Source organism: Arthrobacter sp. KBS0703, assembly GCF_002008315.2.
Taxonomy (GTDB): domain Bacteria; phylum Actinomycetota; class Actinomycetes; order Actinomycetales; family Micrococcaceae; genus Arthrobacter.
Window position 1 is genome coordinate 205,465 of record NZ_MVDG02000002.1, and the last position, 24,422, is coordinate 229,886.

General features: G+C 66.0%; 24 protein-coding genes, 2 pseudogenes and 1 riboswitch. Of the genes and pseudogenes, 15 read left to right on the top strand and 11 right to left on the bottom strand.

Annotation, left to right across the window (positions count from 1 at the left end; all coding sequences use genetic code 11):
* Positions 1–25 precede the first annotated feature (25 nt).
* A pseudogene (gcvP, locus tag B1A87_RS21465) lies at positions 26–2,889 on the bottom strand (aminomethyl-transferring glycine dehydrogenase).
* Positions 2,890–3,045: 156 nt separating this feature from the next.
* Positions 3,046–3,143: riboswitch (glycine riboswitch) on the bottom strand.
* Between the two features lie 340 nt (positions 3,144–3,483).
* Here gcvP and B1A87_RS21470 point away from each other — a divergent pair.
* Positions 3,484–3,936, top strand: a complete 453-nt coding sequence (locus B1A87_RS21470; protein ID WP_078029679.1) for a hypothetical protein — start codon at positions 3,484–3,486, stop codon at positions 3,934–3,936.
* A gap of 19 nt (positions 3,937–3,955) precedes the next feature.
* Here B1A87_RS21470 and B1A87_RS21475 read toward each other — a convergent pair whose 3' ends face one another.
* A complete protein-coding gene (locus B1A87_RS21475) occupies positions 3,956–4,525 on the bottom strand; it encodes a gluconokinase (protein ID WP_078029678.1) in 570 nt (189 codons plus the stop codon).
* A gap of 94 nt (positions 4,526–4,619) precedes the next feature.
* Positions 4,620–5,122, bottom strand: a pseudogene (locus tag B1A87_RS21480) (zinc-binding dehydrogenase); the annotation flags it as partial.
* Here B1A87_RS21480 and B1A87_RS21485 point away from each other — a divergent pair.
* A complete protein-coding gene (locus B1A87_RS21485) occupies positions 5,061–5,378 on the top strand; it encodes a hypothetical protein (RefSeq protein WP_185982443.1) in 318 nt (105 codons plus the stop codon). The pseudogene B1A87_RS21480 and the gene B1A87_RS21485 sit on opposite strands and share 62 nt — an antisense overlap.
* A 94-nt stretch (positions 5,379–5,472) precedes the next feature.
* Here B1A87_RS21485 and B1A87_RS21490 read toward each other — a convergent pair whose 3' ends face one another.
* From B1A87_RS21490 to B1A87_RS21505, 3 genes are all read right to left on the bottom strand, one after another.
* On the bottom strand, positions 5,473–6,051 hold the full coding sequence (locus B1A87_RS21490; protein WP_185982431.1) for an adenylate kinase: 579 nt from the start codon (positions 6,049–6,051) through the stop codon (positions 5,473–5,475).
* 313 nt (positions 6,052–6,364) lie between these two features.
* Positions 6,365–7,219 (bottom strand): SDR family oxidoreductase, encoded by an 855-nt coding sequence (locus tag B1A87_RS21500; RefSeq protein ID WP_078029675.1) that lies wholly within the window; start codon positions 7,217–7,219, stop codon positions 6,365–6,367.
* The gene (locus tag B1A87_RS21505) at positions 7,212–8,192 is read right to left on the bottom strand and encodes a helix-turn-helix transcriptional regulator (RefSeq protein ID WP_078029689.1); all 981 of its coding nucleotides are present in this window, start codon (positions 8,190–8,192) and stop codon (positions 7,212–7,214) included. The genes B1A87_RS21500 and B1A87_RS21505 overlap by 8 nt, the downstream gene beginning before the upstream one ends.
* Positions 8,193–8,443: 251 nt before the next feature.
* On the opposite strand from B1A87_RS21505, the gene B1A87_RS21510 reads away from it, so the two are divergent.
* From B1A87_RS21510 to B1A87_RS21540, 7 genes are all read left to right on the top strand, one after another.
* Complete coding sequence (locus B1A87_RS21510) at positions 8,444–9,220, top strand: FadR/GntR family transcriptional regulator (protein ID WP_078029674.1); 777 nt, start codon at positions 8,444–8,446, stop codon at positions 9,218–9,220.
* Between the two features lies 1 nt (position 9,221).
* Positions 9,222–9,941 (top strand): cache domain-containing protein, encoded by a 720-nt coding sequence (locus tag B1A87_RS21515; RefSeq protein WP_078029673.1) that lies wholly within the window; start codon positions 9,222–9,224, stop codon positions 9,939–9,941.
* Between the two features lie 353 nt (positions 9,942–10,294).
* A complete protein-coding gene (locus B1A87_RS21520; protein ID WP_078029672.1) occupies positions 10,295–11,650 on the top strand; it encodes an MFS transporter in 1,356 nt (451 codons plus the stop codon).
* A 72-nt stretch (positions 11,651–11,722) separates the two neighbouring features.
* Positions 11,723–13,114, top strand: coding sequence for an NAD(P)/FAD-dependent oxidoreductase (locus tag B1A87_RS21525; RefSeq protein ID WP_078029688.1), 1,392 nt, complete (start codon positions 11,723–11,725; stop codon positions 13,112–13,114).
* 53 nt (positions 13,115–13,167) lie between these two features.
* Complete coding sequence (gene dapA / locus B1A87_RS21530) at positions 13,168–14,055, top strand: 4-hydroxy-tetrahydrodipicolinate synthase (protein WP_078029671.1); 888 nt, start codon at positions 13,168–13,170, stop codon at positions 14,053–14,055.
* 22 nt (positions 14,056–14,077) lie between these two features.
* The gene (locus B1A87_RS21535; protein ID WP_078029670.1) at positions 14,078–15,571 is read left to right on the top strand and encodes an aldehyde dehydrogenase family protein; all 1,494 of its coding nucleotides are present in this window, start codon (positions 14,078–14,080) and stop codon (positions 15,569–15,571) included.
* Between the two features lie 187 nt (positions 15,572–15,758).
* Positions 15,759–16,289: an adenylyl-sulfate kinase gene (locus B1A87_RS21540; protein ID WP_078029687.1), complete on the top strand. Its 531-nt coding sequence runs from the start codon at positions 15,759–15,761 to the stop codon at positions 16,287–16,289.
* Positions 16,290–16,598: 309 nt separating this feature from the next.
* On the opposite strand, the gene B1A87_RS21545 is transcribed toward B1A87_RS21540, so the two are convergent.
* Together B1A87_RS21545 and B1A87_RS21550 are read right to left on the bottom strand one after the other, a co-directional pair.
* On the bottom strand, positions 16,599–16,997 hold the full coding sequence (locus B1A87_RS21545) for a GNAT family N-acetyltransferase (protein ID WP_078029686.1): 399 nt from the start codon (positions 16,995–16,997) through the stop codon (positions 16,599–16,601).
* 50 nt (positions 16,998–17,047) lie between these two features.
* Positions 17,048–17,833, bottom strand: a complete 786-nt coding sequence (locus B1A87_RS21550) for an alpha/beta fold hydrolase (protein WP_260681106.1) — start codon at positions 17,831–17,833, stop codon at positions 17,048–17,050.
* A gap of 257 nt (positions 17,834–18,090) precedes the next feature.
* Between B1A87_RS21550 and B1A87_RS21555 the strand changes: the two genes are divergently transcribed.
* Positions 18,091–18,483 (top strand): VOC family protein, encoded by a 393-nt coding sequence (locus B1A87_RS21555; protein WP_078029668.1) that lies wholly within the window; start codon positions 18,091–18,093, stop codon positions 18,481–18,483.
* A gap of 205 nt (positions 18,484–18,688) precedes the next feature.
* Here the strand turns inward: B1A87_RS21555 and B1A87_RS21560 are convergent, their stop codons facing one another.
* Together B1A87_RS21560 and B1A87_RS24390 are read right to left on the bottom strand one after the other, a co-directional pair.
* Positions 18,689–19,501, bottom strand: coding sequence for an SDR family NAD(P)-dependent oxidoreductase (locus tag B1A87_RS21560; RefSeq protein WP_078029667.1), 813 nt, complete (start codon positions 19,499–19,501; stop codon positions 18,689–18,691).
* Between the two features lie 209 nt (positions 19,502–19,710).
* Positions 19,711–19,905, bottom strand: coding sequence for a hypothetical protein (locus B1A87_RS24390; RefSeq protein WP_260681108.1), 195 nt, complete (start codon positions 19,903–19,905; stop codon positions 19,711–19,713).
* On the opposite strand from B1A87_RS24390, the gene B1A87_RS24395 reads away from it, so the two are divergent.
* The gene (locus tag B1A87_RS24395) at positions 19,846–20,205 is read left to right on the top strand and encodes an alpha/beta fold hydrolase (protein WP_260681125.1); all 360 of its coding nucleotides are present in this window, start codon (positions 19,846–19,848) and stop codon (positions 20,203–20,205) included. The genes B1A87_RS24390 and B1A87_RS24395 overlap by 60 nt on opposite strands.
* Before the next feature lie 8 nt (positions 20,206–20,213).
* Here B1A87_RS24395 and B1A87_RS21570 read toward each other — a convergent pair whose 3' ends face one another.
* Positions 20,214–21,146: a helix-turn-helix transcriptional regulator gene (locus tag B1A87_RS21570; protein WP_078029666.1), complete on the bottom strand. Its 933-nt coding sequence runs from the start codon at positions 21,144–21,146 to the stop codon at positions 20,214–20,216.
* A 133-nt stretch (positions 21,147–21,279) separates the two neighbouring features.
* Here B1A87_RS21570 and B1A87_RS21575 point away from each other — a divergent pair, with 133 nt between their 5' ends.
* Genes B1A87_RS21575 through B1A87_RS21590 form a run of 4 tightly spaced genes read left to right on the top strand, consistent with a single transcriptional unit; the run spans position 21,280 to position 24,379 of the window.
* Complete coding sequence (locus B1A87_RS21575; protein ID WP_078029684.1) at positions 21,280–22,644, top strand: DHA2 family efflux MFS transporter permease subunit; 1,365 nt, start codon at positions 21,280–21,282, stop codon at positions 22,642–22,644.
* A gap of 40 nt (positions 22,645–22,684) precedes the next feature.
* Positions 22,685–23,095 carry a cupin domain-containing protein gene (locus B1A87_RS21580; protein WP_078029665.1) on the top strand — a complete coding sequence of 137 codons (411 nt, stop codon included), beginning with the start codon at positions 22,685–22,687 and terminating at the stop codon, positions 23,093–23,095.
* A gap of 25 nt (positions 23,096–23,120) precedes the next feature.
* On the top strand, positions 23,121–23,978 hold the full coding sequence (locus B1A87_RS21585; RefSeq protein ID WP_078029664.1) for an aldo/keto reductase: 858 nt from the start codon (positions 23,121–23,123) through the stop codon (positions 23,976–23,978).
* Entirely contained in the window at positions 23,978–24,379 is a 402-nt protein-coding gene (locus tag B1A87_RS21590) for a flavodoxin (RefSeq protein ID WP_078029663.1), read from the top strand. Before B1A87_RS21585 ends, B1A87_RS21590 begins: the two co-directional genes overlap by 1 nt.
* The last annotated feature ends 43 nt before the right edge of the window (positions 24,380–24,422 follow it).

Sequence of the window (24,422 nt, forward strand, 5' to 3'; positions counted from 1 at the left end):
AATCCGGTGATTGAGCTGGTCGAAATCAGTTTTCGAATTCGGAAAGCGGCGGGCAGGAGCAGACCAGGTTGCGGTCCCCTGCCGCACCGTCGATGCGGCCCACCGGCGGGAAGTACTTGTCCTGCCTGAGAGCGGGCACGGGGAACGCGGCCTGCTCACGCGGGTACTTGCGGGCCCAGTCGGAGGAGACGACGGCGGCAGCCGTGTGCGGTGCGTTGCGCAGCGGGGAACCCTCCAGGGTGAAGTCCCCGGCGGCGACCTGCTCGATCTCGGCGTGGATGGTGATCATGGCGTCGATGAAACGGTCGATCTCCGCGAGGTCCTCGGACTCGGTGGGCTCCACCATCAGCGTCCCGGCCACGGGGAACGCCAGCGTGGGTGCGTGGAAGCCGAAGTCGATCAGCCGTTTGGCAACGTCCTCGGCCGTGACGCCGGTCCGGGCCGTCAGATCACGCAGGTCAAGGATGCACTCGTGCGCCACCAGTCCGCCTTCGCCGGTGTACAGGACCGGGAAGAACTCGTTCAGCCGGGAGGCGATGTAGTTCGCCGCCAGCAGCGCGGACTTGGTGGCCTCGGTCAGGCCTGCACCGCCCATGAGCTTCACGTAGGCCCACGAAATCGGCAGGACACCGGCGGACCCGTAACGGGAGGCGCTGATGGCGACGCCGCGCCCGGCCTCATGCGCGGCCTTGTTGGCGTCGCCCGGCATGAACGGGGCCAGGTGCGCCTTGCCGCGACCGGGCCCACGCCCGGTCCGCCGCCGCCGTGCGGGATGCAGAAGGTCTTGTGCAGGTTCAGGTGGGACACGTCGCCACCGAACTTGCCCGGCTGGGCCAGGCCCACGAGGGCGTTGAGGTTGGCGCCGTCCACGTAGACCTGTCCGCCGGCTGCGTGGATGGCGTCGCAGACCTCGCGGACGTCGGCGTCGTACACCCCGTGCGTGGACGGGTAGGTGATCATGATGGCGGACAGCGCGTCCTTGTGCAGCTCGATCTTGGCATTCAGGTCGGCATGGTCGATCGTGCCGTCGGCGGCCGTGGCCACCACAACAACCTTCATGCCCGCCAGCACCGCGGAGGCCGCGTTGGTGCCGTGCGCCGAGGCCGGGATCAGGCAGATGTTGCGCTGCTCGTCGCCGCGGGAGAGGTGGTAGCCGCGGATGGCCAGCAGGCCCGCGAGCTCGCCCTGGGAGCCGGCGTTCGGCTGGATGGACACCTGGTCGTAGCCGGTGATCTCGGTCAGCTGCGCCTCGAGGTCGGCGATCAGTTCCCGCCAGCCCTCGGTCTGCGAATCCGGCGCGAACGGGTGGATCGAGGCGAACTCCGGCCAGGAGATGGCTTCCATCTCGGCGGTGGCATTCAGCTTCATGGTGCACGAACCCAGCGGGATCATGGTGCGGTCCAGCGCGAGGTCCCGGTCGGAGAGCCTGCGGATGTAGCGCAGCAGCTGGGTCTCGGAGCGGTGCGTGTTGAACACCGGGTGCTGCAGGAATTCGGAGGAACGCAGCACCGTCTCGGGCAGCTCGAAGCCCTGGGCCGCCACCACCGGACCGGCGCCAAAGGCGACGACCACCGCGGAGAGGACCTCCGCCGTCGTGGTCTCATCGACTGACACGCCAACCGTGTCCGCGTCGATGAAACGAAGGTTGATGCCCCGGGCCTCTGCCGCGGTGATGACCTTCCGGGCCTTGCCCGGGACACGGACCGTGACGGTGTCGAAGAAGGACTCGCTCACCAGTTCGCGGCCGGCGACCTTGAGCGTGGCGGCGAGGGCTCGGGCGTTGTTGTGGACGGTCTCGGCGATCGCCTTCAGGCCCTCGGGACCGTGGTAGACGGCGTACATCGAGGAGACGATGGCCAGCAGCGCCTGGGCGGTGCAGATGTTGGACGTAGCCTTTTCACGGCGGATGTGCTGCTCGCGGGTCTGCAGGGCCAGCCGGTAGGCGGGGACGCCGGCGTTGTCCTTGGAGACGCCGACGATGCGGCCCGGGAGCGTGCGTTCCATGCCTTCGCGCACCGCCATGTAGGCAGCGTGCGGGCCGCCGAAGAACAGCGGCACCCCCAGGCGCTGCGTGGAGCCGACGGCGACGTCCGCGCCCTGTTCGCCCGGAGGCGTGATCAGGGTCAGGGCCAGGAGGTCCGCTGCCACGGTGACGAGCGCGCCGCGGTCCTTGGCCTCTGCGATCACCGCGGACTGGTCCCAGACCCGGCCGGAGACGCCGGGCTGCTGCAGGACCACGCCGTTGATGTCGCCGTCGGGCAGCCCCTGGGTCAGGTCCGCAACCTCGACCTCGAAGCCCAATGCCTCGGCGCGGCCCTTGACGATGGCGATGGTCTGCGGCAGGCAGTCGGCGTCCAGGACGGTCTTGCCGTCGCGGGCGCCAGCGTTCTGTCCGGCGGACTTGTTGGCGCGGCGCATCAGGAGCACGGCCTCGGCGACGGCGGTCGCTTCATCGAGGAGCGACGCATTGGCGACCGGGAGCGCGGTGAGGTCCTGGACCATGGTCTGGAAGTTCAGCAGCGCCTCGAGCCGGCCCTGGGAAATCTCCGGCTGATAGGGGGTGTACGCCGTGTACCAGGCCGGGGCTTCGAGGATGTTGCGGCGGATCACCGGCGGCGTGACGGTGTCGTAGTAGCCCTGGCCGATCATCTGCACGGCCGTCTTGTTCTTGGACGCCAGCTTGCGCAGCTCGGCCAGCACCTCAACTTCGCTGACGGCGGTGTCCAGGCTGAGCGGCTTTTCCTGGCGGATGGAGGCGGGGACTGCGTTGTCAACGAGGCCGTCTACGGTGTCGTAGCCGACGGCCTTGAGCATGGTGTCGATGTCTGATTGGCGGCGCGCACCGATGTGGCGGTCTGCGAACGTGGACGGGGACGATTGAACCGTCATGAGGAACTCCATAATTCAGGTGGCACAGAGTGCCACGATGATTCGGGTTCCTCCCCGCTCTGTATTGGACCTGAGAGTTTCCGCGTTGCCTGCTGTTCGCAGGCGCCACTTGCACCGTCGGTGAGCCCGGTTTCCCGGACTGCTTTCCAGAGTTGCCTTGCCGCGGCGGTACGTGGGCCTGAGAGATTCCTGGGGAGGATTTGCTCCTACGGCGCCTGCTGAACGTACCGGCAGGACTCTCCCGCCGCAGATCATAAGCTGTGCCACTGGTGGGTGACACGGCTCACACATTATCTGCTGTCCGCGCCGGATGCAAAATCTGCGTCACATGAGGCGTTGTTTTCGCCGGCAGAGGACGACGGCGGGACCTCCCACCGCTGCCTCCGACTCGCCGACGTGCGCGTCTTGTAAATGGCTATTGTCACCCAGGCAGGGAGTTAGTATTCTGCGGCCAGCCGGACATTCGGCCGCATCAGGCGGCGCCCGGAACGGCGCCGCCGTCAGGGGCTATTCCCGTAAATAAAGGCGCCCGTCACCACACTGGCCGACAACGTGGAACACAGGGTGCCACGCTTCCATTCAAGGGAGAACCTGATGTTAGGCACCAGAAGCGGCCTCGCCGTCGTCGCTCTTGCCGTTGCCCTCATGACCATAGCCGCGCCCGCGCACGCAGTCCCCGCAACGCTCGTGAGCGCGGGGCCGGGAATCCTCGTCGCCGACGGCGCCGCGGTGGATGTTCCCGTCAAATTCGTGTGCGACACCGACCCTGCCCTGATCATCGCGGTACCCGTCGTCCAACTCACCCAACGAGTCAGCGACGGACGGATCGCCGGTGGCGGCGGAAACGATCAGCTCAGCTGCACCAAGCAGGCCCAGACAGTCACCATCAGGGTGGTTCCAAACCTGATGGCGTTCAACGAAGGCGCCGCCGCTGCTTCGGTGATTCTGCAAACCTGCAGCGCGCAATTCCAGTGCTCCGCCGTCATTGTCAACACCGAAATAACGCTCGCCAAACCAGCCGGCGCGGGGCTCCCGCCCCAACGATGAATATGCCCCAACCCCAGCCTTAGGAGCCGGGCATCCCGGCCAGTTCGTCGTGCCGGGCCAGTTCCTCGTGCGGGCCAGCGGATAGTTCCAGCTGCCGGACGATTCCGTCCACCAGGGCCGCCGGTTCCTCGAGGATGTCCGCGACTATGTGGGCCTCATCGTCCGCCAGCGGTTCGAGCGTGGCCAGCTGGGAAGCGAGCAGGCTGCTGGGCATGTACTCGTGCGCCCTGCTGCTCAGCCGGCCGGAAATCGTCGCTGCCTCGCCGGACAGATGGACGAAGACGAGGTCCGGCACGAAGCTGCGCAACAGGTCGCGGTAGCTGCGCTTGAGCGCCGAGCAGGCGATGATGCGGGAGCCTGCGCCGCCTCCTGGCGTCGCCAGTGCGGCACCGATTTCGGCGAGCCACGGCGCCCGGTCGTCGTCGTCCAGCGGGATGCCGGCGGCCATCTTTGCCTTGTTGGCGGGCGGATGAAAGTCGTCTCCGTCGGAGAAGGGGACGCCCAAACGTTCCCCCAGCAGGGCGCCGATGGTCGACTTTCCACAGCCGGACACGCCCATGACAACCAGGGGCGGCAGATTCGTGTTCATGATGTTCTTCCTTGAATAGTTCCTGCCGCCCGCGGCGATGCGTGCGGCGGCGATGCGTCCTGGGGCCGTGCGTGCGGCGCCGGGTTCAGCAGCTCTATGCAAAGCTCAGCAGGACTTTGCCGGATTCGGCGGAGTTGCGGGCGACGGTGAAGGCTTCGAGGGCGTCCTGGACCGGGAATTCGTGGGTGATGACGGGTTCGATGTGCAGGGTGCCGTCGGCGAGGGCGGCGATGACGTCATCGATTTCGTCGTTGAACCGGAAGGAGCCCTTGAGGTCCAGTTCGCGGGTGATGGCCAGCGAGATCAGGACCGGCTGCGGGCCGGTGGGCAGCAGCCCGACCATCACCACGGTCCCGCCGCGGGCGGCGCCCCAATGGCGGAGGCCAGCCCGTGATGGTTCCCGGAGGACTCAATCACGACGTCGGCCTCGACGGCGGCAATCGCGTCCGCGTCGCCGGCGGCCAGGACCTCGTCCGCGCCGACCGCGGCGGCGATCTCGAGCGGTTTGGCGTGCATGTCTCTTATACACATCTAGATGTGTATAAGAGACAGCTTCAGCACCGCGACGGCCATCGCCCCGATGGGCCCGGACCCGTCGTCCGAGGACTTGCTCCCCTCGGGTGTGCCCCCTGAGCAGCATCTTGCGGCAATTGGCCGGCTCAAGTCCGAGCTGGCCGCGCTTGAGCAGACAAAGGCAGCGCTTAAGGGAAAGCGGCTGAACCTCCTGGCCGCGGCACGCCGGCTCGGAGTCCTGGATGACTACGAACTCGCGGCCCTGAGCGGACTGCAGCGCGAGACCATCCGGAAGATGACGTGGGGCTTTCAGCCTGATTCAGGGGTCATCCCGGCGTAGCAGTCGTACGGCGGGAACGGACGACGGCGGGACCTCCCGCCGTCGTCCGTTTGCGTTTAGCTCCTGGCCACACACGGTTTCCCGTGGTGCAGGATCACCGCCTGCCGGCGAGGGGAGCCGTGGCGATGGCGTCCAGCACCCTGTTGGTGACTTCATCGATGCCGCCGGCGCCGTCGACCCGGGTCAGCGCACCGCGCTCGGCGTACTTGGCCACAACAGCCTCGGTCTGCTCGTGGTACAGGTCCAGCCGGTGCCGGATGACGGCTTCGTTGTCGTCGCTGCGCCCGGTGTCCTTGGCGCGGCCCAGGAGGCGGGTCACCAGCTCCTCGTCATCGGCGGTCAGCTGCAGTACGACGTCGAGCTGTTGCCCGCCTTGGGCCAGGGCTTCGTCCAGGTAGTCGACCTGGCAGGCCGTGCGCGGGTAGCCGTCCAGCAGGAAGCCGTTCTCGACGTCGTCCTCGCTGAGGCGGCTGCGCACCATCTCGTTCGTGACGCTGTCGGGGACGAAGTCACCGGCGTCCATGTATTTCCTGGCTTCGATGCCAAGAGGCGTTCCGCCCTTCACATGGGCGCGGAAGATGTCGCCCGTGGAGATCGCTACGACGCCGAGGCGCTCCGAAATGCGCTCCGCCTGCGTCCCTTTTCCGGAACCGGGCGGCCCGATAATCAACATTCTTGTCATTCGAGTAACCCTTCGTTGTGCCGCTACTGAAAGCGCGCTGCCGTCTCCAGCCGGGCCCTGGAAGAGCCCGGGCCTGTTTCCGAGTGCCGGCCAGCCCCATGCTAGGGCGTCAAAGGTTGCGACCAGGATGCATGCGGCGGCATTTGACGGCGGGACGCGGGCCGGAATCAGGCCGGCTCGAGGTGTCAGGCCTGGTCAGTCGGCATGATCCACAGCTCGCCGATGGAGGCACGCCGGGGCCGCGTGACCATGTAGGCAACGCCGTCAGCGACGTCCTCCGGTGCGAGGACCTTTGTCTACTGCGTCAGGCGTCCTCGTGCGCGAGGTTGCTCGACAGTTCGCGGTGGGCGTCGGCCTGCTCCTTGAGAGCGGCGGCCCGGGTTTCGAATACTCCGACGGCGTCTGCGCCGGCGGCGAAGCGCAGCGGCGGCTCATCCAGCTCGGCCAGCTGAATCAGCGCGTCGGCGAGCTTGGCCGGGTCGCCGCCCTGCTGCCCGTCCATGCTTTGCCAGGCGGCCACTGTCTGCGCGGTGCGCTCGGCGTAGTCCCCGATGGTGGATTCGGCGTAGCTGGTGGATTCCGGGGTGAGCAGCTCAGTGCGGAAGAACCCGGGTTCCACGATCATGGTGCGGATGCCGAACGGCGCGACCTCGGCGGCCAGGGATTCCGCCCAGCCCTCGACGCCGAACTTCGACGCGGCGTAGGCGCTGAGGAACTCCCCGCCCGCGATGCCGGCGGTCGAGGAGATCGTGACCACCAGGCCGGAGCGCTGGGCCCGGAGCACCGGCAGGGCAGCGCGGGTGACGTTCATGGGCCCGAACATGGTGGTTTCGATCTGCGCCCGGAAGTCCGCAGGGGTGATTTCCTCGAAGAACCCGGCGTAGAAGTTGCCGGCGTTGTTCACGAGCACGTCGATCCGGCCGAACCGCTCGACGGCGGCCTGGATGGCGGCCGCCGCGTTGGCGGGGTCGGTGACGTCGAGCTTCACGGCCAGCAGGTTCTCGTTTTCGCCCACGGCCTGGGTGACCTTTTCCGGGTTGCGGCCGGTGGCGACCACCGCGTGGCCGGCGGCAAGGGCCGCCTTGGCGATGTCCACGCCCATGCCGCGGCCGGCGCCGGTGATGAACCAGACCTTCTTGCTTTTGTTCTGCTTAGTCATGTGATGGTTCTGTCTTTCCCTTGGGTGTTCCGGGCTGCGCCTGGACGCGTGCCTCGGGGACGGTGGATCCGCCGGCAGGATCGCCGGCGGCGGTTGGTTCGGGAGGCGATGCCGCCCAGCTGGCGAGGAACGCCAGCGCGTTTTCGGACGCGGAGCCGGGCTCAGCGGTGAAGGTGAACAGGGTTTGCCCTTCATCGCCGGGCAGATGGAGCGTCTCGAACTGGAGGGACAAATCCCCCGCCACCGGATGGTGGAAGCGCTTGGTCCCAGTGGTGTGGATCCGCACGTCGTGCCCGGCCCACAAAGAGGCGAACGGCCCGCTGCGCGTGGTCAGCTCCCCGACCAGCTCGTTCAGCTCCCGGCCATGGGGGTTCCGCCCCGCCTCAAAGCGCAGCATCGCGACCGCAGTCGCGGCGACCGCCGGCCAATCCGGATAAAAGTCACCGGCGCGAGGATCGAGGAAGATGTAACGCGCCTGGTTCGGCAGTCGGGCTGGCGTGGCCTGCCCCGGAGGCGCGGCCGAGTCGAGTACCTCCGCGTACAGCGCCCGGGCCAGCAGGTTGGCGGCCAGCACGTCGGAACGGCCGTTCTGCACCATGGCGACCACTACGGTCATGCCGTCCAGGAGTTGAAGCACGCCGGGACGGACCCGCTGCTGCGGTGGCCGGCGCGGTGCCCGGCGCGTCGGTGTGTTGGCCGTCCGCGCCAGGTCCATCAGGTGTGTCCGCTCGGCCTCGTCCAGCTGGAGCGCAGAAGCCACCGCCTCAAGGACCGAGTCTGAAACGCCGCTCAGGCTGCCGCGTTCCAGCCGCGTGTAGTAATCCGCGCTCACCCCGGCGAGCTGCGCCACTTCCTCCCGGCGCAGTCCCGGCACGCGGCGCAGCTCCCCGTAGCTGGAGATCCCCGCCTGCTCCGGGCTGATCTTCGCACGGCGCGAAATCAGGAACTCACGGATTTCTTCTTTTCTGTCCACATCCACCACGCTACGGAGCCGGAGCGGCCGGTGGCAGTGTCTGTCAGACACCCCCAAATCCGCCGGAACGCCGGCCAGGGCAGCACGCCGGGACCGGACGACGGCGGCAACCTCCCGCCGTCGTCCGCTGGCGTTGCGCGCCGCTCCCCTAAAGTCCCGGCCGAAAACCCTAATGTGCAAAGATTGAAGGTAATAGGGAAAATGCCTGACGGCGGATTCCCGCCGAGCCCTATCAGCAGGGAGGCCCCGGAATGCAAAGTGCGGCAATCTCCACTCGCGCCTTGGATCTTCTGTTGCTGCTGCGCGGCAGTGAGCCGGAAGGGCTCGGCCGCGCAGACCAGGTGTCTTACCAGATCGAAACAGCGATCCTGATGGGAATCCTGACCGAGGGCGACAGGCTGCCCACGGAGTCTGCGCTCGCTGCGGAACTTGGCATTTCGCCCATAACCCTTCGCCAGTCCCTTGCCGCCCTCCGGACCAAGGGCCTGATCGAAACCAGCCGGGGCCGCAGCGGCGGAAGCGTCATCCGCCGCCAGATCGAACTTACGGATACGCAGTTGCGGCACAAGCTCCGGGACACCAGCACCGAAGCCCTCAGGGACCTTGGTGACCTGGGGGCTGCCATCGCGTCAATGTCTGCCCGGCTTGCCGCCCGCCGTGCAGATCCGCAAAACGTTGAGCACCTGGAGGACCTGGTCAAGCGCCACCGGGAAGCCACCGATGAACGTGCCCGGCGCAGGATGGACAGCCGCTTTCACGTGGCCATCAGCATCGCCTCGCAGTCCAGCAGGCTCACGTCGGCGGCACTTCAACTTGAGGCCGAGCTGATGACCCTTTGGTGGGGCGATCCCGGCCAGCCCGGCGGCGAGGGCGTCCTGGTGGAACAGCACCTGGCGATCGTCGATGCGATCAGGGAGCGGGACGCCGACGCCGCGGCCCGGGCCGCTGAGGATCACAGCCGCAGTGAGACAGAATATTTGATTGAGCAGCATCTGAGGTTGACGATGCGGCCCGAAGAAGGTGCGTGACGTGGAGCCCATGATGGAAGCCCTTGAGCGGACCGCCGGCACCCTGTCTTCCAGCCTCAACGGCGTCTTCGCCGACCTGGAAAAGATCGCCGCAGCGGTCACTGCGGCCGCAGAGGCCGCGCCGGGAGTCACCCGCCGCAGCGAGTACCTGTTCCTGAAGCAGGAGCTGGCCGACATCATCGAGCTGCATTCCGACCTCATCATCGGTGCAGGGATCGCCTATGCCCCGGGGAGCCTCCCCGAGGCGCCGCATTGGCTGGAATGGTGGCGGGCTCAGCCCAAAGGCGGCCCCCGCTTCGTCACGCACGACCTCAATCCGGACTCGCTGAACTACTACGACTACACGGGCCGGGAGTGGTTCACCCTTCCCTCCTCGACCGGGCGGCCGGTGGCAGTCGGTCCCTACGTCGACTTCGGCGGCATCAATGTCAACATCATCACCCTCTGCGTTCCCGCCCACACCGCACAGGGCATCCATGTCCTCGGCTGCGACCTACCCCTCGCCAAGCTTGAGGGAGTGTTCCTCCGGGCGCTCCGGCTCCGCGAGCCCGCCGTCGTCCTGCTGGGGCCCAATGGCCGGGTGATTGCCTCCAACAACGCGCGCATCGCCACGGGCACGCTGCTCCTGGAAGAAGACCTGAAGCGGGCCGAGACCTCGCTTGACGTCTCCCCGGGCAGCCGCACCCGCCTGCCCTGGAAGCTCATCAGCCTCCAGCCGTAAGGCGTTTGCCCCGCACGCAGCCGGGCAGCGTCGTCGTCATCACACCCCGGAATCCGGGTTGCGCTGCGCCCAAAAGCAACCGATGGCTGCCCTTCAGAATTCTCCTGTTCCCTAAAAGCTATTGCATTAATCATACAATGATGTATCTTTTAAGTGTGACCAGGCGCACACACCAGCTCCTGGCAGACGCCTCTCCAACCGCAAGAAAGCCGCGGAACCCGCCCTCCGCTGCCGAAGAAGACAGAGTTCGGGCAGGGACCCTCCAGCAAATTCAGACTCCCCCGATTTTTGGTCACCCGGCCCTCCGTCCGAGGGCTTACCGCCAGACTGTCCGGGTTTCGAAAGGAACAGCAATGTCCCATGTAGTCGATGACGCGCCACTGTCGTCATTCCATAAGAAGTTGGCTCTGTATTCCTCCGGCGGCCCGTTCGTCGACGGGTACATTCTGAGCATTATCGGCGTGGCGATGATCCAGATCACCACCAAATTCAACCTTTCACCGTCGGAACAGGGGTTGATTGGGGCAGCCGCCCTGGCCGGCATCTTCTTCGGTGCCTTCCTGGGCGGCTGGCTGACCGATAAGTTCGGCCGGCACCTGCTCTTCACGGTTGACCTCATCGCCTTGGTCGCCTGCTCCGTCGCCCAGGCCTTCGTCAACGACGCATTCTGGCTGATCATCCTGCGCCTGCTCATCGGCTTCGCCGTGGGCGCCGACTACCCGATTGCCACGTCCCTGCTGGCAGAATTCACACCCAAAAAATGGCGTGGACCGCTGCTCGGGGCCTTCGTCACCATGTGGTTCGTCGGTGCCGCGGTTGCCTACATCGTGGGCCAGTTCCTGCTCACTTTCGAGGACGGATGGCGCTGGATGCTCGCCAGTTCGGCCGTTCCCGCCCTCATCATTGTGCTGCTGCGCATGGGCACACCTGAGTCGCCGCGCTGGCTGGTGAAGGTCGGCCGCCTCGACGAGGCCAACAAGGTACTCAAGCGCGTCTACGGTCCCAACGTCACCCTCGCCGATCTGCCCGAAGAAGCAGGCAGCAACGTCAGCGTCGGCCAGCTCCTGAAATCCGGCTACGGCAAGCGGATGGCCTTCATCACCATCTTCTGGACCTGTTCCATCGTCCCGCTCTTCGCCGTGTACGCCTTCGGGCCGGCCATCCTTTCGGCCCTCAACCTCGGCGGCGACCTGGCACACATTGGCTCCGCGGCCATCACGGTGATGTTCCTCATCGGCTGCCTCGTGGCCGTGTTCCTCGTCAACCGGATGGGCCGGCGCCCCCTGATCATCCACAGCTTCCTCTGGAGCGGCCTCGCTCTCCTCGCCATGGGGCTGTTCCCCAACGTTGACTCCATCATCATCATGACGCTGTTCGCCGCCTACGCGCTGCTCATCGGCGGCACGCAGATCATGCAGTGGGTGTACCCCAACGAGCTGTTCCCCACCGAGGTGCGCGGATCCGCCGTCGGGCTGGCCTCATCCCTGAGCCGCATCGGTGCCGCCGTCGGCACGTACCTGGTCCCGCTGGCCCTGACGACGCTCGGCATCGGAACCACCATGATCATTGCCGGAGTCGTCACGCTGATCGGCATGGTTGTCTCCATGGCCTGGGCGCCGGAAACCCGGGGAATGACACTCGGTGAGGCCGCCGCCTTGCCCGGCAAAGCCACCACGACGGCCCCCCTGGGCCAGCCCGTAGCGAACTAGTCCGCAACCTTACCCTGCAGATCCGGCCCACCACCCTCGGTGGATCTGCCAACAATGAAAGAAGTCCAGACCATGAAAGACGTAGTCATCGTTGGAGGCGGGCTCGCCGGCCTGTCGGCAGCCTGGCGGCTGCGGCACTGGGACACCGTGCTGCTGGAATCGGACGCGCGTGTCGGCGGGCGGATCCGCTCGGAGCGCCGGGGTGCCTACTGGTTGAACTGGGGAGGGCACGTCTTCGCCGGTGCCGGCTCGTCCACCGATGCCTTGCTCAACGAGGTCGGCGTGACGGCCGTCCAGATCCCCGGATCCCTGCAGGCCCTGTCGATGAACGGCAAGTTCATCCGCGAGGGGCACATCGCCACCTATCCGTTCCGCATTCCGATGTCCCTTTCATCCCGGATCGACACCCTGCGGGCCGGCATGAAGGTGGTCAGCGGCGTCGCCAAGTACACACGCGTCGTGAGGAAGCGCTCGGGCGAATCCGGCGCGATGCGCCAGCAGCGGATCTATGACTTCGAGAATGACAACTCGTTCCTGGACTTCATCGGCAGCCTGTCCGAAGATGCCGCAGCACTTTTCAAGACCACTGTCACACGCTCAGCCGGTGACATGAACGAGATCTCCGCCGGTGCCGGCATCGGCTACTTCAGCCTGGTGCTCGGCATCGGGCAGGGGCTCAGCCAGGGCATCGTCGGTGGCCCGTCCACCCTGACCGAGTCAATCGCCGCCGCCCTGGGCGACCGGGTCCAGCTCGGAGCCATCGTGCAGGAAGTGGTGCACAAGAAGAACTCCGTCGTCGTCCGGTACAGCCAGGGCGGTGTGGAGCGGCAGGTAGAGGCCCGTGCCGTCGTCCTGGCCACCACCGCTGATGTGTCGCACAAAATCGGCGTCGACCTTCCGGAGGACCTACGCGGCGCACTCAGCCGGATCAAGTACGGCCCGCACGTCAGCACGGCCTTCCTGACCAATGAGACGTCGGCACGGCCCTGGGACGACATCTATGCCATCGCGGCGCCGAAGCGCTCGTTCGCGATCGCCCTGAATCAGGCGAGCATCGTCCGCGGTTCGGAGTCCGTGCGGAAGCCCGGCGGCAGCTTCATGACGTTCTCGCCGGCCGGCCTGGGGCGCGCGCTGCTGGAGAAGAGCGACGAGGAAGTCATCCAGACCCACCTTGCCGATCTGGACCAGGTCCTCGGCCATGGCTTTGCCGACAGTGTCGTCGAGGCCACGACGGATCGGTGGAAGGTCGCTTCCCCGTACTGCTTCCCCGGCCGGGCCAAGCTCCAGTCGACGCTCATGCGGGGGACGGACCGCGTGTTCCTGGCCGGAGACTTCCTCGGAAGTCTCTACACCGAAAGCTCCATCACCACCGGCTTCTCGGCCGCCCAGGAAGCGGCCAGCCTGATGGCCACGGACAAGCAGCGAGCCGCAGTCCCCACCCTGCACCTCGCCACAGGCACCTGATCCGGCGCCTGTGCCCGCCCAAGAACCAACATCACCAAGGAGAACAACCCACCATGTCACAGCAACTCACAGGTGTCCTCACCGCACTGTCCACGCCCTTTGACCAGGACGGCGCCATCGACGTCGACACCCTGCGGCGCATCGTGGACCGCTCCATCGACGCCGGGGTCGACGGCGTCGTGGCGGCGGGATCGACGGGCGAGGTGGGCGCGTTGTCGTCCGAGGAGCGGCTGCTGCTCATCGACACGGTCATCGAGCAGGCGAACGGCCGCGTGCCGGTCATCGCCCAGACCGGCGCCACCTCCACGGCCGAGGCAATCCGGCTGTCGCAGGCGGCCGAGAAGGCCGGGGCGGACGTGCTCATGCTGATCACGCCGTACTACGAGCCGCTGTCCCTGGAGGAAACGGTCACCTACATCAAGGACGTGGCCCGGTCCGTGAACATTGCGGTGATGCTCTACAACATCCCGGCCGTCACCGGCGTCAACCTGGATCCGGCCACGGTCCGCGCGCTGGCCGAGGACGTGGATAACATCCGCTACATCAAGGACTCCAGCGCGAACTGGGAACAGGCGCTCCAGCTGATCCACCACCACAGCGACGTCATTGGCACCTTCATCGGCTGGGACGCCTACATCTACAGCGCCCTTGCCGAAGGCGCGGCCGGTGTGATGGCCGGAACCGCCAACGTCGTCCCCAACGAAATCGTCGCCGTCAGCCGCCGCATCGCCGATGGCGACCTCGCGGGCGCTCTTGAACTGTGGAAGCGGCTGTACCCGGTCATCGACGCGCTGCTCTCTGTTCCGTTCATCCCGTCCGTCAAGGCCGGCCTCGCCCTGCAGGGCCTTCCGGCCGGTTCGCCACGGCGCCCCACCGCCGACCTCAGCGCCGAGGACCTCGCACGGGTTCAGCACGCCCTGGCTGCCCTCAACCAGAAGTAAAGACAGGACTCGAGGAAAAACCATGACCGCGACAGACACAGCATTGTTCACCGTCCGCAGAGCGCCAGAGACGCCCGCGCCTTCCCTCCCTCCTTTCGGCCAGTTCATCGGCGGGGCGTTCACCGCGTCTCGTTCGGATGCGACCGTCGATGTGGTCAATCCGGCCACTGAAGAAGTAATCGCGCGGGTTCCCGCCGGTTCCGTTGAGGACGTCGACGCCGCCGTGGCGGCTGCCGTGGCGGCCAAGGCGGACTGGGCAGCGAAGACGCCCAAGGACCGTTCCTCGGTCCTTCTTCGCATCGCGGAGATCATTGAGGCCAACCGCGAACTTCTCGAAACCCTCGAAGCCGCCAACACCGGCAAACCGGCTGCCGTGGCCGAAGACGATATCTCCAGCGCGATTGACACCTTCAGGTTCTCCGCCGGCGCTGCCCGCGCCTTCACCGCACCCGGCGCGGGCGACTACGCAGAAAACCACACCTCGGTGATGCTCCGAGAGCCGGTGGGAGTCGTCGGGGTGATCACCCCGTGGAACTACCCGCTTCTGATGGCCGCCTGGAAAATCGCCCCGATCCTGGCCGCCGGCAACACCCTGGTGCTCAAACCCTCAGAGCAGACCCCGTTGACCACCCTCAAGCTGGCCGAGCTCATCGCCGCGGAGGTCCCGGCCGGTGTCCTGAACATCGTCACGGGCCCCGGCCGGGTGGTGGGAAACCGGATCTCGGAACACCCCGACGTCGACCTGGTCGCGATCACCGGAAGCGTGGGCAGCGGCCAGAAGGTCGCCGCCAGCGCAGCCGCAACCGTCAAGCGCGTGCACCTCGAACTCGGCGGCAAAGCACCCGTCATCGTGTTCGCCGACGCCGATCTGGAAGCCGCCGCGAAGGGCGTCCGCTCCGCCGGGTTCTGGAATGGCGGGCAGGAATGCGGCTCGGCGTGCCGTGTCCTGGTCCATGAATCGGTCGCAGAGAAGTTCACCGAACTTCTCGTCCGGGAGGTCAGCGAGATCTCCGTCGGCACTCCCGGCGCCGGCAGCGACGTCGGAATGGGTTCCATGATCTCCAAAGCCCACTACGAGAGGGTCCTGGCCGCGCTCGACGACGTCCGCAATGAAGGCCTGACGGTCGCCGTCGGAGGCAACGCCATCGAGGGCCCGGGCTATTTCATCGAACCCACTGTGGTGACCGATGTGCCTGCCGGTGCCGCGATCACGAGGACGGAGATCTTCGGCCCGGTGGTGTCGGTGGAGACCTTCAGCAGCGTCGAGGAGGCCATCACCCGGGCCAACGAAACCCCGTACGGCCTCGCCGCCTCGGTGTGGACCACCAACTCTGCCCGCTCGCTTTCCGCTCCCCGCCGGCTGGACTTCGGTACCGTCTGGGTCAACTCGCACCTGGTCATTGCCAACGAAATGCCGTGGGGCGGCTTCAAGGGCTCCGGCTACGGCCGGGACCTATCCGTCTATGCCCTCGAGGATTTCTCCCGCACCAAACACGTCATGTACAACCGCGGCTAGCTGCCTGAGCAGTCAGCGCTTAAGGGAACGGACGACGGCGGGACATCCCGCCGTCGTCCGTTTACTTTGCGTGCCGCTCCCCCACAACGAAAGGACGGGCAGGCGCATGTTGGACATATGTCAGAAAGAGTCGCTCATCCTCGGAAGTCACCAGCCCATCCTGCCCCCTCTGCACAATACTCAAGAGATGAACGTGCAGAGCCAGGTTCTTTTCGTCGGCGGCCGCTCGGGCGTCGGGAAGAGCTCCGTGGCGTTTGAACTCCATGCCCAGCTCGCCGCCCTGAGAATTAAACACTGCGTGATCGAAGGGGACAGCCTCGACCTGGCGTTCCCGCCTCCTTGGGAGGACCACCTGGCGGAGCGCAATCTGGCCGCGATCTGGGAAAACTACCGGGATCTGGGCTATCGGCGGATGATCTACACGAACACCGTGAGCGTCCGATTCACCCAGGAATTGGCGGCAGCCATGGGAGACGTACCCAGAATTACCGCCGTTCTGCTGACGGCCACCGATGAGACATCCTCAGCCCGGCTGCGCGGGCGTATTCAGGGGAGCGACTTTCAGGAACATCTTGACCGCAGCAAAGCCGCCGCTAGGGAACTTGAACTCCTAACACCCGAATGGGTCCATCGATGCCCCACGGACAACCGCAGCGTCAGGGAGATCACCGCTGATCTCTTGGCGCTCACCGGATGGACCACCGAACCGGCTGACTAGGATCGGTCGGTCACCCGGTGGTCAGATCGATTACGGCCGGCGAAAGAGAGGAATCAAACAAGACATTCCCGGTCAGATCCCCATGATTGATGCCAGGGGCGTCGGACACCGGCCGCCGCACGCTCAGCAGTTCTCCGATATGGGGAACCGCGACCGGCAGGGCAGCGTCCTCTTCACCCCACCCAAAGCGGTCACTCTCCACACCGTTCCGCGGCCGCCCTCCAGCTTAAGCACGGTCCCGGCGGCGCGGAATTAAGCCTGGGTCTAGGTCGAAGGATGCACATGATCGGTTCTTGCTGTCCTTCCCGGCTACCGCAGTTGGATTAGTCCAGCACTGGTGGGACGAAAACCGCATGCGTCGATGTAAAAGCTCCTCAGGTGGTCATCGAAATCAACATGAAGCCACTCGCACCCCGCTGCCCTGGAGTGCTCTGTGGCAACGGCGAGCAGTCTTTTCCCGACGCCCTGCCTGCGGGCACGGTGTGCCACCAGGGTGTCTTCGATGAACGCGTGTACCTGACCGTCCCAGATCACGTTGACGAAGCCCACGAGGCCCTGATCGTCCCGCGCGGTCACCCACCCCGGGCTGAGGCGCTGGAGCATGTCAGTCCAATCGTCTTCAACATAGGCATGATCGAAGCCTTCCGCGTGCAGCTGATTGATTTCTTCGTTCCGAACCGCTCCACGCCATTCAAAGGTGACCGTCATGCTGACCGGCATTGCAGATGCCCTCGCTTGGAGCCCGCGACGGCGGCCCGCTACTCGTCGAGGAAGCGCAGCAGGAACGGGACCGTGGCGTGCATCGTCCGGAGGTCGCCGCCGCTGGCGGCCTGCTCGCCGAGGTAATCGCCGTGGCCGCCGGGGACGATCAGCAGGCGTGCGCCCGGGATGGCGCCGGCCATCCGCGCGGCATACGCGGCGGTGACGACGTCGCGGTCGGCGCTCATCACCAGCGTGGCGGCAGCGATGGTGCCCAGCTCGCCGTCGGACCACCCGGCAAAGTTCAGTATGCGCTGCCGGTCCAGTTCGAAGAGCCGCTCCAGGTGGCCGGGTTCCGGGTTGATGAAGCGATCGGCCACCTTGTAGGTGTCCGGCATGTCGTCGAGGGTGGCCTTGGCCATGCCCTCCCAGAACGCGTCCGGCACGGCATCGCGTCCCGCAAAGGTGGAGGCGGCGATGAGGCGCCGGACCCTGGCGGGGTGCGCGAGTGCGAGAGCCATGGCGGTGTGGCCGCCGGCGCTGAATCCCAGCACATCCACCGATTCCACGTTGAGCTGGTCCAGAACAGCGAGGACGTCGCCGGCGGAGTTCTCCGCGGTGAGGGGGCGGCTGGTGGGCTGGGTGCGGCCGTGGCCCTCCTCCTCAACGGCAATCACCTGGCGCTGTCCGGCCAGCAGCGGGATGATTTCACTGAAGTTGGTGCCGATGGTGGAGCCGCCGCCCGGGATGAGGAGCAGCGGCGGCCTGCCGCGCACCGCTGGGCCGTGGACCTCGTAATACATGCGAAGGCCGTTGTTGTCCGCGAAACCGTGAGTGAAGGTCACACGGCATCCTAACCCCGGCCGCTATCGACGAAAAAGGGCCCAGTCGCCTTGCAAAACGGACGACGGCGGGCCGTTCCGCCGCCGTCCGCATGCGTCGGGTGCCGCTCCCCCGCAGCGCCGGCCGGCCGCCGTCGGACGCGTCGACAGATCAATCACAATTCTTTGATTGATCTGTCTGGATGGACCGTGGTGCACTGGAGCATCGCCGATCCGGGGCCGAAGCAGCCGCCGGCCAAGAGTTCGGAGAGGATCTAGAAATGCCCAACGCCGATACTGACATGGTCAGCGTCCGATACATGGTCCACGACGTCGATGCGGCAATCGACTTCTACACAAAGCACCTCGGATTCACCCTCAGGATGAGCGCCGCACCGGCCTTCGCCGACGTCGCACGCGGCCAACTGCGGCTTCTGCTGAGCGGGCCAACTAGCTCGGCAGGCCGGCCAATGCCCGACGGCGCGGTGCCGGCGCCGGGAGGATGGAACCGTATCCATCTGATCGTGAGCGATGTCGCGGCCGAGGTGGAGCAACTGCGCGCCGCCGGCCTGACGTTCCGGAACGACATCGTCAAGGGTCCGGGCGGTCAGCAGATCCTGCTGGAAGATCCGTCCGGCAACGTGGTGGAGTTGTTCCAGCCCGCAGGCAAGTAGGCTCGGGCCGGCTCCCTCCACGGCTTACGAGCAGTAGTCACGACGCGCGGACTTCGAGGATGGTCTCCAGGCCATCATCAGAGACCGCAGGTCAGAACCTGCGAATGTGCAATTCCTCGGCAGCCTGGAAACGGAGCCTGGCGTAAGAGCTTCGTGATTCGGCTGAGGGAGACAGGAGCATTCGTGCGGCGTTGGTCTGACAGTCCTAGATGTCCGCCAGTGTCAGCGCCGGCGGCGAACTTCCGTCGGTGTCCAGGACGCCGAACTCCTTCGCCACCGCGGCGGCAACAAGCACCTGGCCGGTCCGCGACATCAGGTTCGGATCGTGGAACAGCGCATTGATCACGCGGCCGATGAATTCAGGGCTTTCGCTGGTCGAGAGATCGAACGCCCCGCTTTTCGCCGCTGCCAGGACGGCCTCAGTTCGAACCAGACCGGGGTACAGCGAGATGACCGGGATATCGAACGGCTTCAGCTCGACGGCCATGTCGGACGTCATCTTGTCGGTCGCTGCTTTGGCGATGCCGTAGATGGTGTTGCCCAGGTGACGCTGCGCCGCCCAGAAGCTGATGTTGATGATCAGGCCGCTCTGCCGTGGCGTCATCATGCCCGCCGCGCGCGCGGAACACACAAACGCCGCCCGAACGCCGGCGTCCATCATGCCGGTCCAGCGATGCGGCGGTTGTTCCCAAAACGGAGCAGCCCACGTGAACACGCCGTCTTCGACCATCCTCTCGTAGCCGCCCCAGGCGCAATTGACGAGGAGATCGAGGCGGCCAGTGTCAGACCGGATCGCTTCAAAGACGCGCACCGTCTCTTCATCTTTGAGATGGTCGCAGCGCAGGCGCCGTATCTGCTGCGGCAAGTCCGCCTGGTCGATCGAGCGGCCCGTGCCGTAAACGCGAAACCCGGCCGCCAGAAGGCCGATTGCGATGCCGCGGCCTACGCCTCGGCTCGCACCGGTCACGAGCGCAACGTTCCCGGCCGGCGCTTCTTTGCGTTCTCGATCGTGGGTCATGCTCAGCGCCCCGCTTACCTTGAGTTTCGCGACCCATGATACGCCGGGCGGCTTGGGCCGGCAGCGCACGCACCCTCGCTTCGACCCCGCATGACCGCGCCCGCCTTTTACACTGGCTGGATGGAAGCTATGGTCAGCGAGGTGCCTGTGCATTACGCCGAGTACGGCAGCGGCACGCCGGTTCTAGCTCTGCACGGGGCCGGGGTGGATCACAGGGAGATCTCCGGCGCTCTTGAACCGATATTCAGCAGCGTGCCTGGCGTTCGGCGACTGTATCCCGACCTGCCGGGGATGGGCCGCACCCCGGCAGCCGGGACGATCACGAGAACGATGACGTCCTGGACATTCTCCTTGGCTTTATCGACAGCACCGTTGGTGATGAACCGTTTCTTGTCATTGGTCACTCTTACGGTGGGTACTTGGCCCGTGCGATTGCGAATCGCAGAGCTGATCAGGCTGTCGGGCTAGCTCTGATCTGCCCGGTTGGCGCGCATACTCGCGACGTTCCTCAGCCAGTGTTGGTCCTTGCCGGGCGGCAGGATGCCACGGCCGGGCACACAGGCCCGTGGGAGTTGGTCGAGCACTACCCTCGCGCTACGTTTGCCGTACTCGATAGCGCCGGCCACGCTCTGCTGCACGAGCAACCCGACCTCGTTCAAGCCCTATTTGCCGAATGGCTCACGCGCGTTCGTGAGCGCTTTTAGTCGCTCGGCTAGTCTCTCGAGTCACCTGCGGATGGCTTGGTCGGTGCGGTGTGCGGGCTGGCCGGAGCTGATTCGGTCGGAGGCTGGTTGGTGGTACTCCAGCTGGTGAGGAAGTCGAGTTGTTCCTGGGCATGGCTTCCCGGTTCGGCGGTGTAAGCGATAAGGGTCAGACCCTCGCCGGGGAGTTCGAGTGCATCGCCTGTGAGTTCGATGTCGCCGACCAGTGGGTTGTGCAGCGTCTTCCGGGCTGAGCGGTGAAAGCGGACGTTGTGCCGTGCCCAGCGGGTCGAGAATTCCGCGCTTCCCGTTGCGAGGTCGCCTATCAGGCTGTTCAAAGCCCTGTCGCGCGGGTTGCGTCCCGCTTCGGTTCGGAGCGCGGCGGCGAGGTCATCAGCGATGGCGCTCCATTCGAGGAAGAAGTCTTGGGATCGTGGGTCCAGGAACATGAAACGGGCGAGGTTCAGTGGCAGGGTGTCGGGGCCGAGGATGTCCGTATAGAGGATGTCCGTATAGAGGGCGAAGCAGAGGCTGTTGGCTGCCACGATGTCCATGCGTGAGTTGCGGACGTATGCCGGCGTGCCTGTCATCCCGGCCAGGATCCGTTGAATGCTGGGGCGCAGTTCTGCCCGGACCCGACGCGTTCCTGATACCCGCGACGGCGCGGCGGCCTTGGCCAGGTCAAGCAGGTGGGCTCGCTCAGCCTCGTCGAGCTGGAGGGCGCCGGCGAGGGACTCGAGGACGCTCTCGGAGACTCCCCGCAGGTTCCCCCTTTCAAGCCGGGCGTAGTATTCGGTGCTGACGCCTGTGAGCATGGCCACTTCCTCGCGCTTGAGGCCGGCCACCCTCCTCGTACCGCCGTAAGCGGGCAGCCCGGCCTGGGCCGGTGTGATGCGCGACCGCCGGCTCATGAGGAACTCGCGGGCGTCTTTGCTGTTCTCCATGGCCTCTACGCTACGGCGGCACGGTGATCCCTAACAGGAACTGGCAGTACACCGCACAGCAGGAACTCCCACGTGCAGGAATGGGCTGGTTTTCTTGAAGGAGTCCAGTTTCCCCCTCGTCCGAAAGGACACCATGTCCGTGTCGGCTGTCAGCCCTACGACAACCGTGACCCGTCCGCGCGCTTCGCTGGCGCTAGCCATGCTGGGCTTCTTCGTTGTCGCCCTCGATACCCAGATCGTGAACGTCGCCCTGCCCGAGATCAGAAACGACCTTGGCGGCGGCCTATCCGGACTGCAATGGATAGTCACCGGCTATACCCTGATGTTTTCCGCCCTTCAACTGTTCTCCGGGACGCTCTCCGACCGGACGGGGGCCCGGCGCGCCTATGGCCTCGGCATGATCCTGTTCACCGCCGCATCCGCCGCATGCGCATTCAGCCCGAGTCTCCCGGCCCTGGTCGCCGGCCGCATCCTGCAGGGCATCGGCGCGGCGATGATCACGCCCAGCTCACTGGCGCTCATCCGTGAGGCCTACCATGACGCGGCCCAGCGCGGCCGGGCCATCGTGTACTGGGGCCTGGGCGGCTCCGTCGCCGCAGCGGCGGGTCCGGTGCTAGGCGGCGTTCTCACCCAGATCGACTGGCGGCTGATTTTCTTCGTCAACCTTCCGGTCGGGGCGGCCGCCCTCCTGGTGCTCTCCCGCGTCGCCCCGTCGCGGCGGCGCCCGATGCCCTTTGACTGGCTCGGGCAGATCACCGCCGTGCTTGCCCTGGCCAGCCTGACCTACGGCATCATCGAAGGCGCGGCGGTTGGATATGGAAGACCCGAAATCCTCACCATGTTCGCTGTCTGTGCCGGGTCGGCGGCCGCATTCCTGATGGCGCAGGCCCGCGGGAGGCACCCAATGGTCCCTCTGGACCTTATCCGTTCGCGAAAGGTCTCCAGCGCCCTGGCCATAGCGACCGCCACGATGGCGGCCTTCTACGGCGTCGTTTTCCTCCAAAGCCTCTACTTCCAGCAGCAACGCGGCGCGACAGCGCTGGAGGCCGGGCTCCTGTTTCTGCCGATGACCGGCCTTGTCGCCCTCCTCAACCCCCTGGCGGCCCGGCTGATGGCCCTCTACGGAAACGTTGCCATGGTTATCGCCGGCCAACTGATCATGGCCGTCGGCCTGGCCGGCCTGTGGCTGCTACCCGACGACGTGCCCACCCTGCTCGTGGCGCTCACCATGATCCCGGTCGGCATCGGCGGATCCTTCACCGTTCCCCCGATTATCGCCCTCGTCATGGACCACGTGCCGGCGGACACCGCAGGGACCGCGAGCGGAGTCATCAACACCGCCCGGCAGGTCGGCGGCTCGCTCGGCGTCGCCATCTATGGCGCCCTACTCACCGGGCACGGCTTCATGGATGGGCTCCGCATTGGCCTTGGCGCCACCGCCGTCATCCTCCTCATCCTCGTCGCAACCTCCGTCCGGCTGCGGGACGCAAAACCGTAACTCTAATGACCAAATGACACCCGATTAGACGAAGGCACAGATGCAGCTCATACCCACCACCCCGACGGCTAAAGGCCCTAGCGACCGGTTCACCGGAGGCGTGTATCTCAACACGCTTCACAACGCCCAGGCTCCCTCCAGGTTCGTGGCCGCGATGGTCCGTTTCGCCCCCGGTGCCCGGACAAACTGGCACTCCCACCCCCTGGGCCAGACCCTGCACTGCACCGACGGCATCGGGATCGTCGTCGCCCGGGACGGCAGCGTCATCCTCATGCGTCCCGGAGACACGGTCCACACCCCGCCCGGCGAGGAACACTGGCACGGCGCAACCCCGGACAACATGATGTGCCACCTCGCCATGGTCGAGCACGACAACGGGAAGAGCGCCACCTGGCTGGAACCCGTCAGCGACCTGGACTACGAAGCCGCCCACATTCAAACCGGCCGATAAGCACTCACCGAACAAAGGAATCCCCATGAACAGCGTGACACTCAACAACGGCGTCCAGATGCCGATCCTGGGCTTTGGCGTCTTCCAGATCCCCGACGACGAAACCCAGGCCGCCGTCGAAGCCGCCCTGGCGGCCGGTTACCGCCATTTGGACACGGCGGCCTCCTACGGCAACGAGGCTGCCGTCGGTGCTGCGATCAAAGCGAGCGGAATCGCCCGCGAAGACCTGTTCGTCACCACCAAGCTCTGGATCCAGCACGTCCCCAGCGGCAGCGTTGAAGAGGACACGAGGCGTTCCTTCGAAAACTCCCTCCGCCGCCTCGGACTGGACTACCTCGATCTCTACCTGATCCATCAGCCGCTCGGGGACTACTACAGCGAGTGGCGGGCCATGCAGGAAATCAACAAAGAAGGCCTGGCCCGCGCGATCGGCGTGTCGAACTTCCACCCCGACCGGCTTGTCGACCTCATCGACCACAACGAGATCGTCCCGGCCGTCAACCAGATCGAGACCCACCCCTTCCACCAGCGCGCCACTGATCAGGCGCTGATGCGCGAACGCGGCGTCCAGATAGAGTCCTGGGGGCCGTTCGCCGAGGGCCGCAACAACCTGTTCACCGATCCGGTCCTCAGCGCCATCGCCGAGGCACATGGCAAGTCTGTCGCCCAGGTGGTGCTCCGGTGGCTCATCCAGCGCGAGGTCGTCGTGATCCCCAAGTCCGTGCGTCCGGAACGGATGGCCCAGAACCTCGACGTCTTCGGCTTCACCCTCACAGATGAGCACATGAGCCAGATGGCCTCCCTGGACACCGGTGCCAGCCTCTTCTTTGATCACCGTGACCCCGCCATGGTGAGTTGGTTGGGCGGACGCAGGATCGCCTGATGTCCAACCGCCAAAGGGCCATTGGCCGGCGCTCTGGCGGCTACGACGCCACCGTCGCACGCAACGTCCGCGAGCAAAACGCGGACGACCGACCGGCCATGGCCGGCCGTCTGCCATCCATCGACCAGTACGACACCGTGCTGCTGGCAAGCGGCATCTGGAGCGTCCGTGCACCGATGATCATGACAACGTTCGCCGATAGGTACGACTTCACCGGCAAAACAATCCACCCGGTCACCACCTACGCCATGAGCGGGCTCGGCACCACCGGGCAGGACTACGCCAGATCCTGTCCAGGGGCGACCATCGGTGAAGGACTAGCCGTGCGGGGTGAGGAAGTCCAAGATGCTGCCGCGGACATCGAATCCTGGCTACGCCGCACCGGCTTCGTTGAAAGCTAGTCACACCCGGGCAACCTGCCGCCCGGCCTGCCCCACCCATCCC

Coding starts and splice junctions, on each gene's coding strand:
- B1A87_RS21580 (WP_078029665.1), top strand. CDS start 22,685: ATGCAGCTCATACCCACCACCCCGACGGCTAAAGGCCCTAGCGACCGG.
- B1A87_RS21490 (WP_185982431.1), bottom strand. CDS start 6,051: ATGTTGATTATCGGGCCGCCCGGTTCCGGAAAAGGGACGCAGGCGGAG.
- B1A87_RS21475 (WP_078029678.1), bottom strand. CDS start 4,525: ATGAACACGAATCTGCCGCCCCTGGTTGTCATGGGCGTGTCCGGCTGT.
- B1A87_RS21585 (WP_078029664.1), top strand. CDS start 23,121: ATGAACAGCGTGACACTCAACAACGGCGTCCAGATGCCGATCCTGGGC.
- B1A87_RS21540 (WP_078029687.1), top strand. CDS start 15,759: ATGAACGTGCAGAGCCAGGTTCTTTTCGTCGGCGGCCGCTCGGGCGTC.
- B1A87_RS21590 (WP_078029663.1), top strand. CDS start 23,978: ATGTCCAACCGCCAAAGGGCCATTGGCCGGCGCTCTGGCGGCTACGAC.
- B1A87_RS21575 (WP_078029684.1), top strand. CDS start 21,280: ATGTCCGTGTCGGCTGTCAGCCCTACGACAACCGTGACCCGTCCGCGC.
- B1A87_RS21520 (WP_078029672.1), top strand. CDS start 10,295: ATGTCCCATGTAGTCGATGACGCGCCACTGTCGTCATTCCATAAGAAG.
- B1A87_RS21560 (WP_078029667.1), bottom strand. CDS start 19,501: ATGACCCACGATCGAGAACGCAAAGAAGCGCCGGCCGGGAACGTTGCG.
- B1A87_RS21570 (WP_078029666.1), bottom strand. CDS start 21,146: ATGGAGAACAGCAAAGACGCCCGCGAGTTCCTCATGAGCCGGCGGTCG.
- B1A87_RS21470 (WP_078029679.1), top strand. CDS start 3,484: ATGTTAGGCACCAGAAGCGGCCTCGCCGTCGTCGCTCTTGCCGTTGCC.
- B1A87_RS21535 (WP_078029670.1), top strand. CDS start 14,078: ATGACCGCGACAGACACAGCATTGTTCACCGTCCGCAGAGCGCCAGAG.
- B1A87_RS21510 (WP_078029674.1), top strand. CDS start 8,444: ATGCAAAGTGCGGCAATCTCCACTCGCGCCTTGGATCTTCTGTTGCTG.
- B1A87_RS21525 (WP_078029688.1), top strand. CDS start 11,723: ATGAAAGACGTAGTCATCGTTGGAGGCGGGCTCGCCGGCCTGTCGGCA.
- B1A87_RS21500 (WP_078029675.1), bottom strand. CDS start 7,219: ATGACTAAGCAGAACAAAAGCAAGAAGGTCTGGTTCATCACCGGCGCC.
- B1A87_RS21545 (WP_078029686.1), bottom strand. CDS start 16,997: ATGACGGTCACCTTTGAATGGCGTGGAGCGGTTCGGAACGAAGAAATC.
- B1A87_RS21555 (WP_078029668.1), top strand. CDS start 18,091: ATGCCCAACGCCGATACTGACATGGTCAGCGTCCGATACATGGTCCAC.
- dapA (WP_078029671.1), top strand. CDS start 13,168: ATGTCACAGCAACTCACAGGTGTCCTCACCGCACTGTCCACGCCCTTT.
- B1A87_RS21485 (WP_185982443.1), top strand. CDS start 5,061: ATGTGTATAAGAGACAGCTTCAGCACCGCGACGGCCATCGCCCCGATG.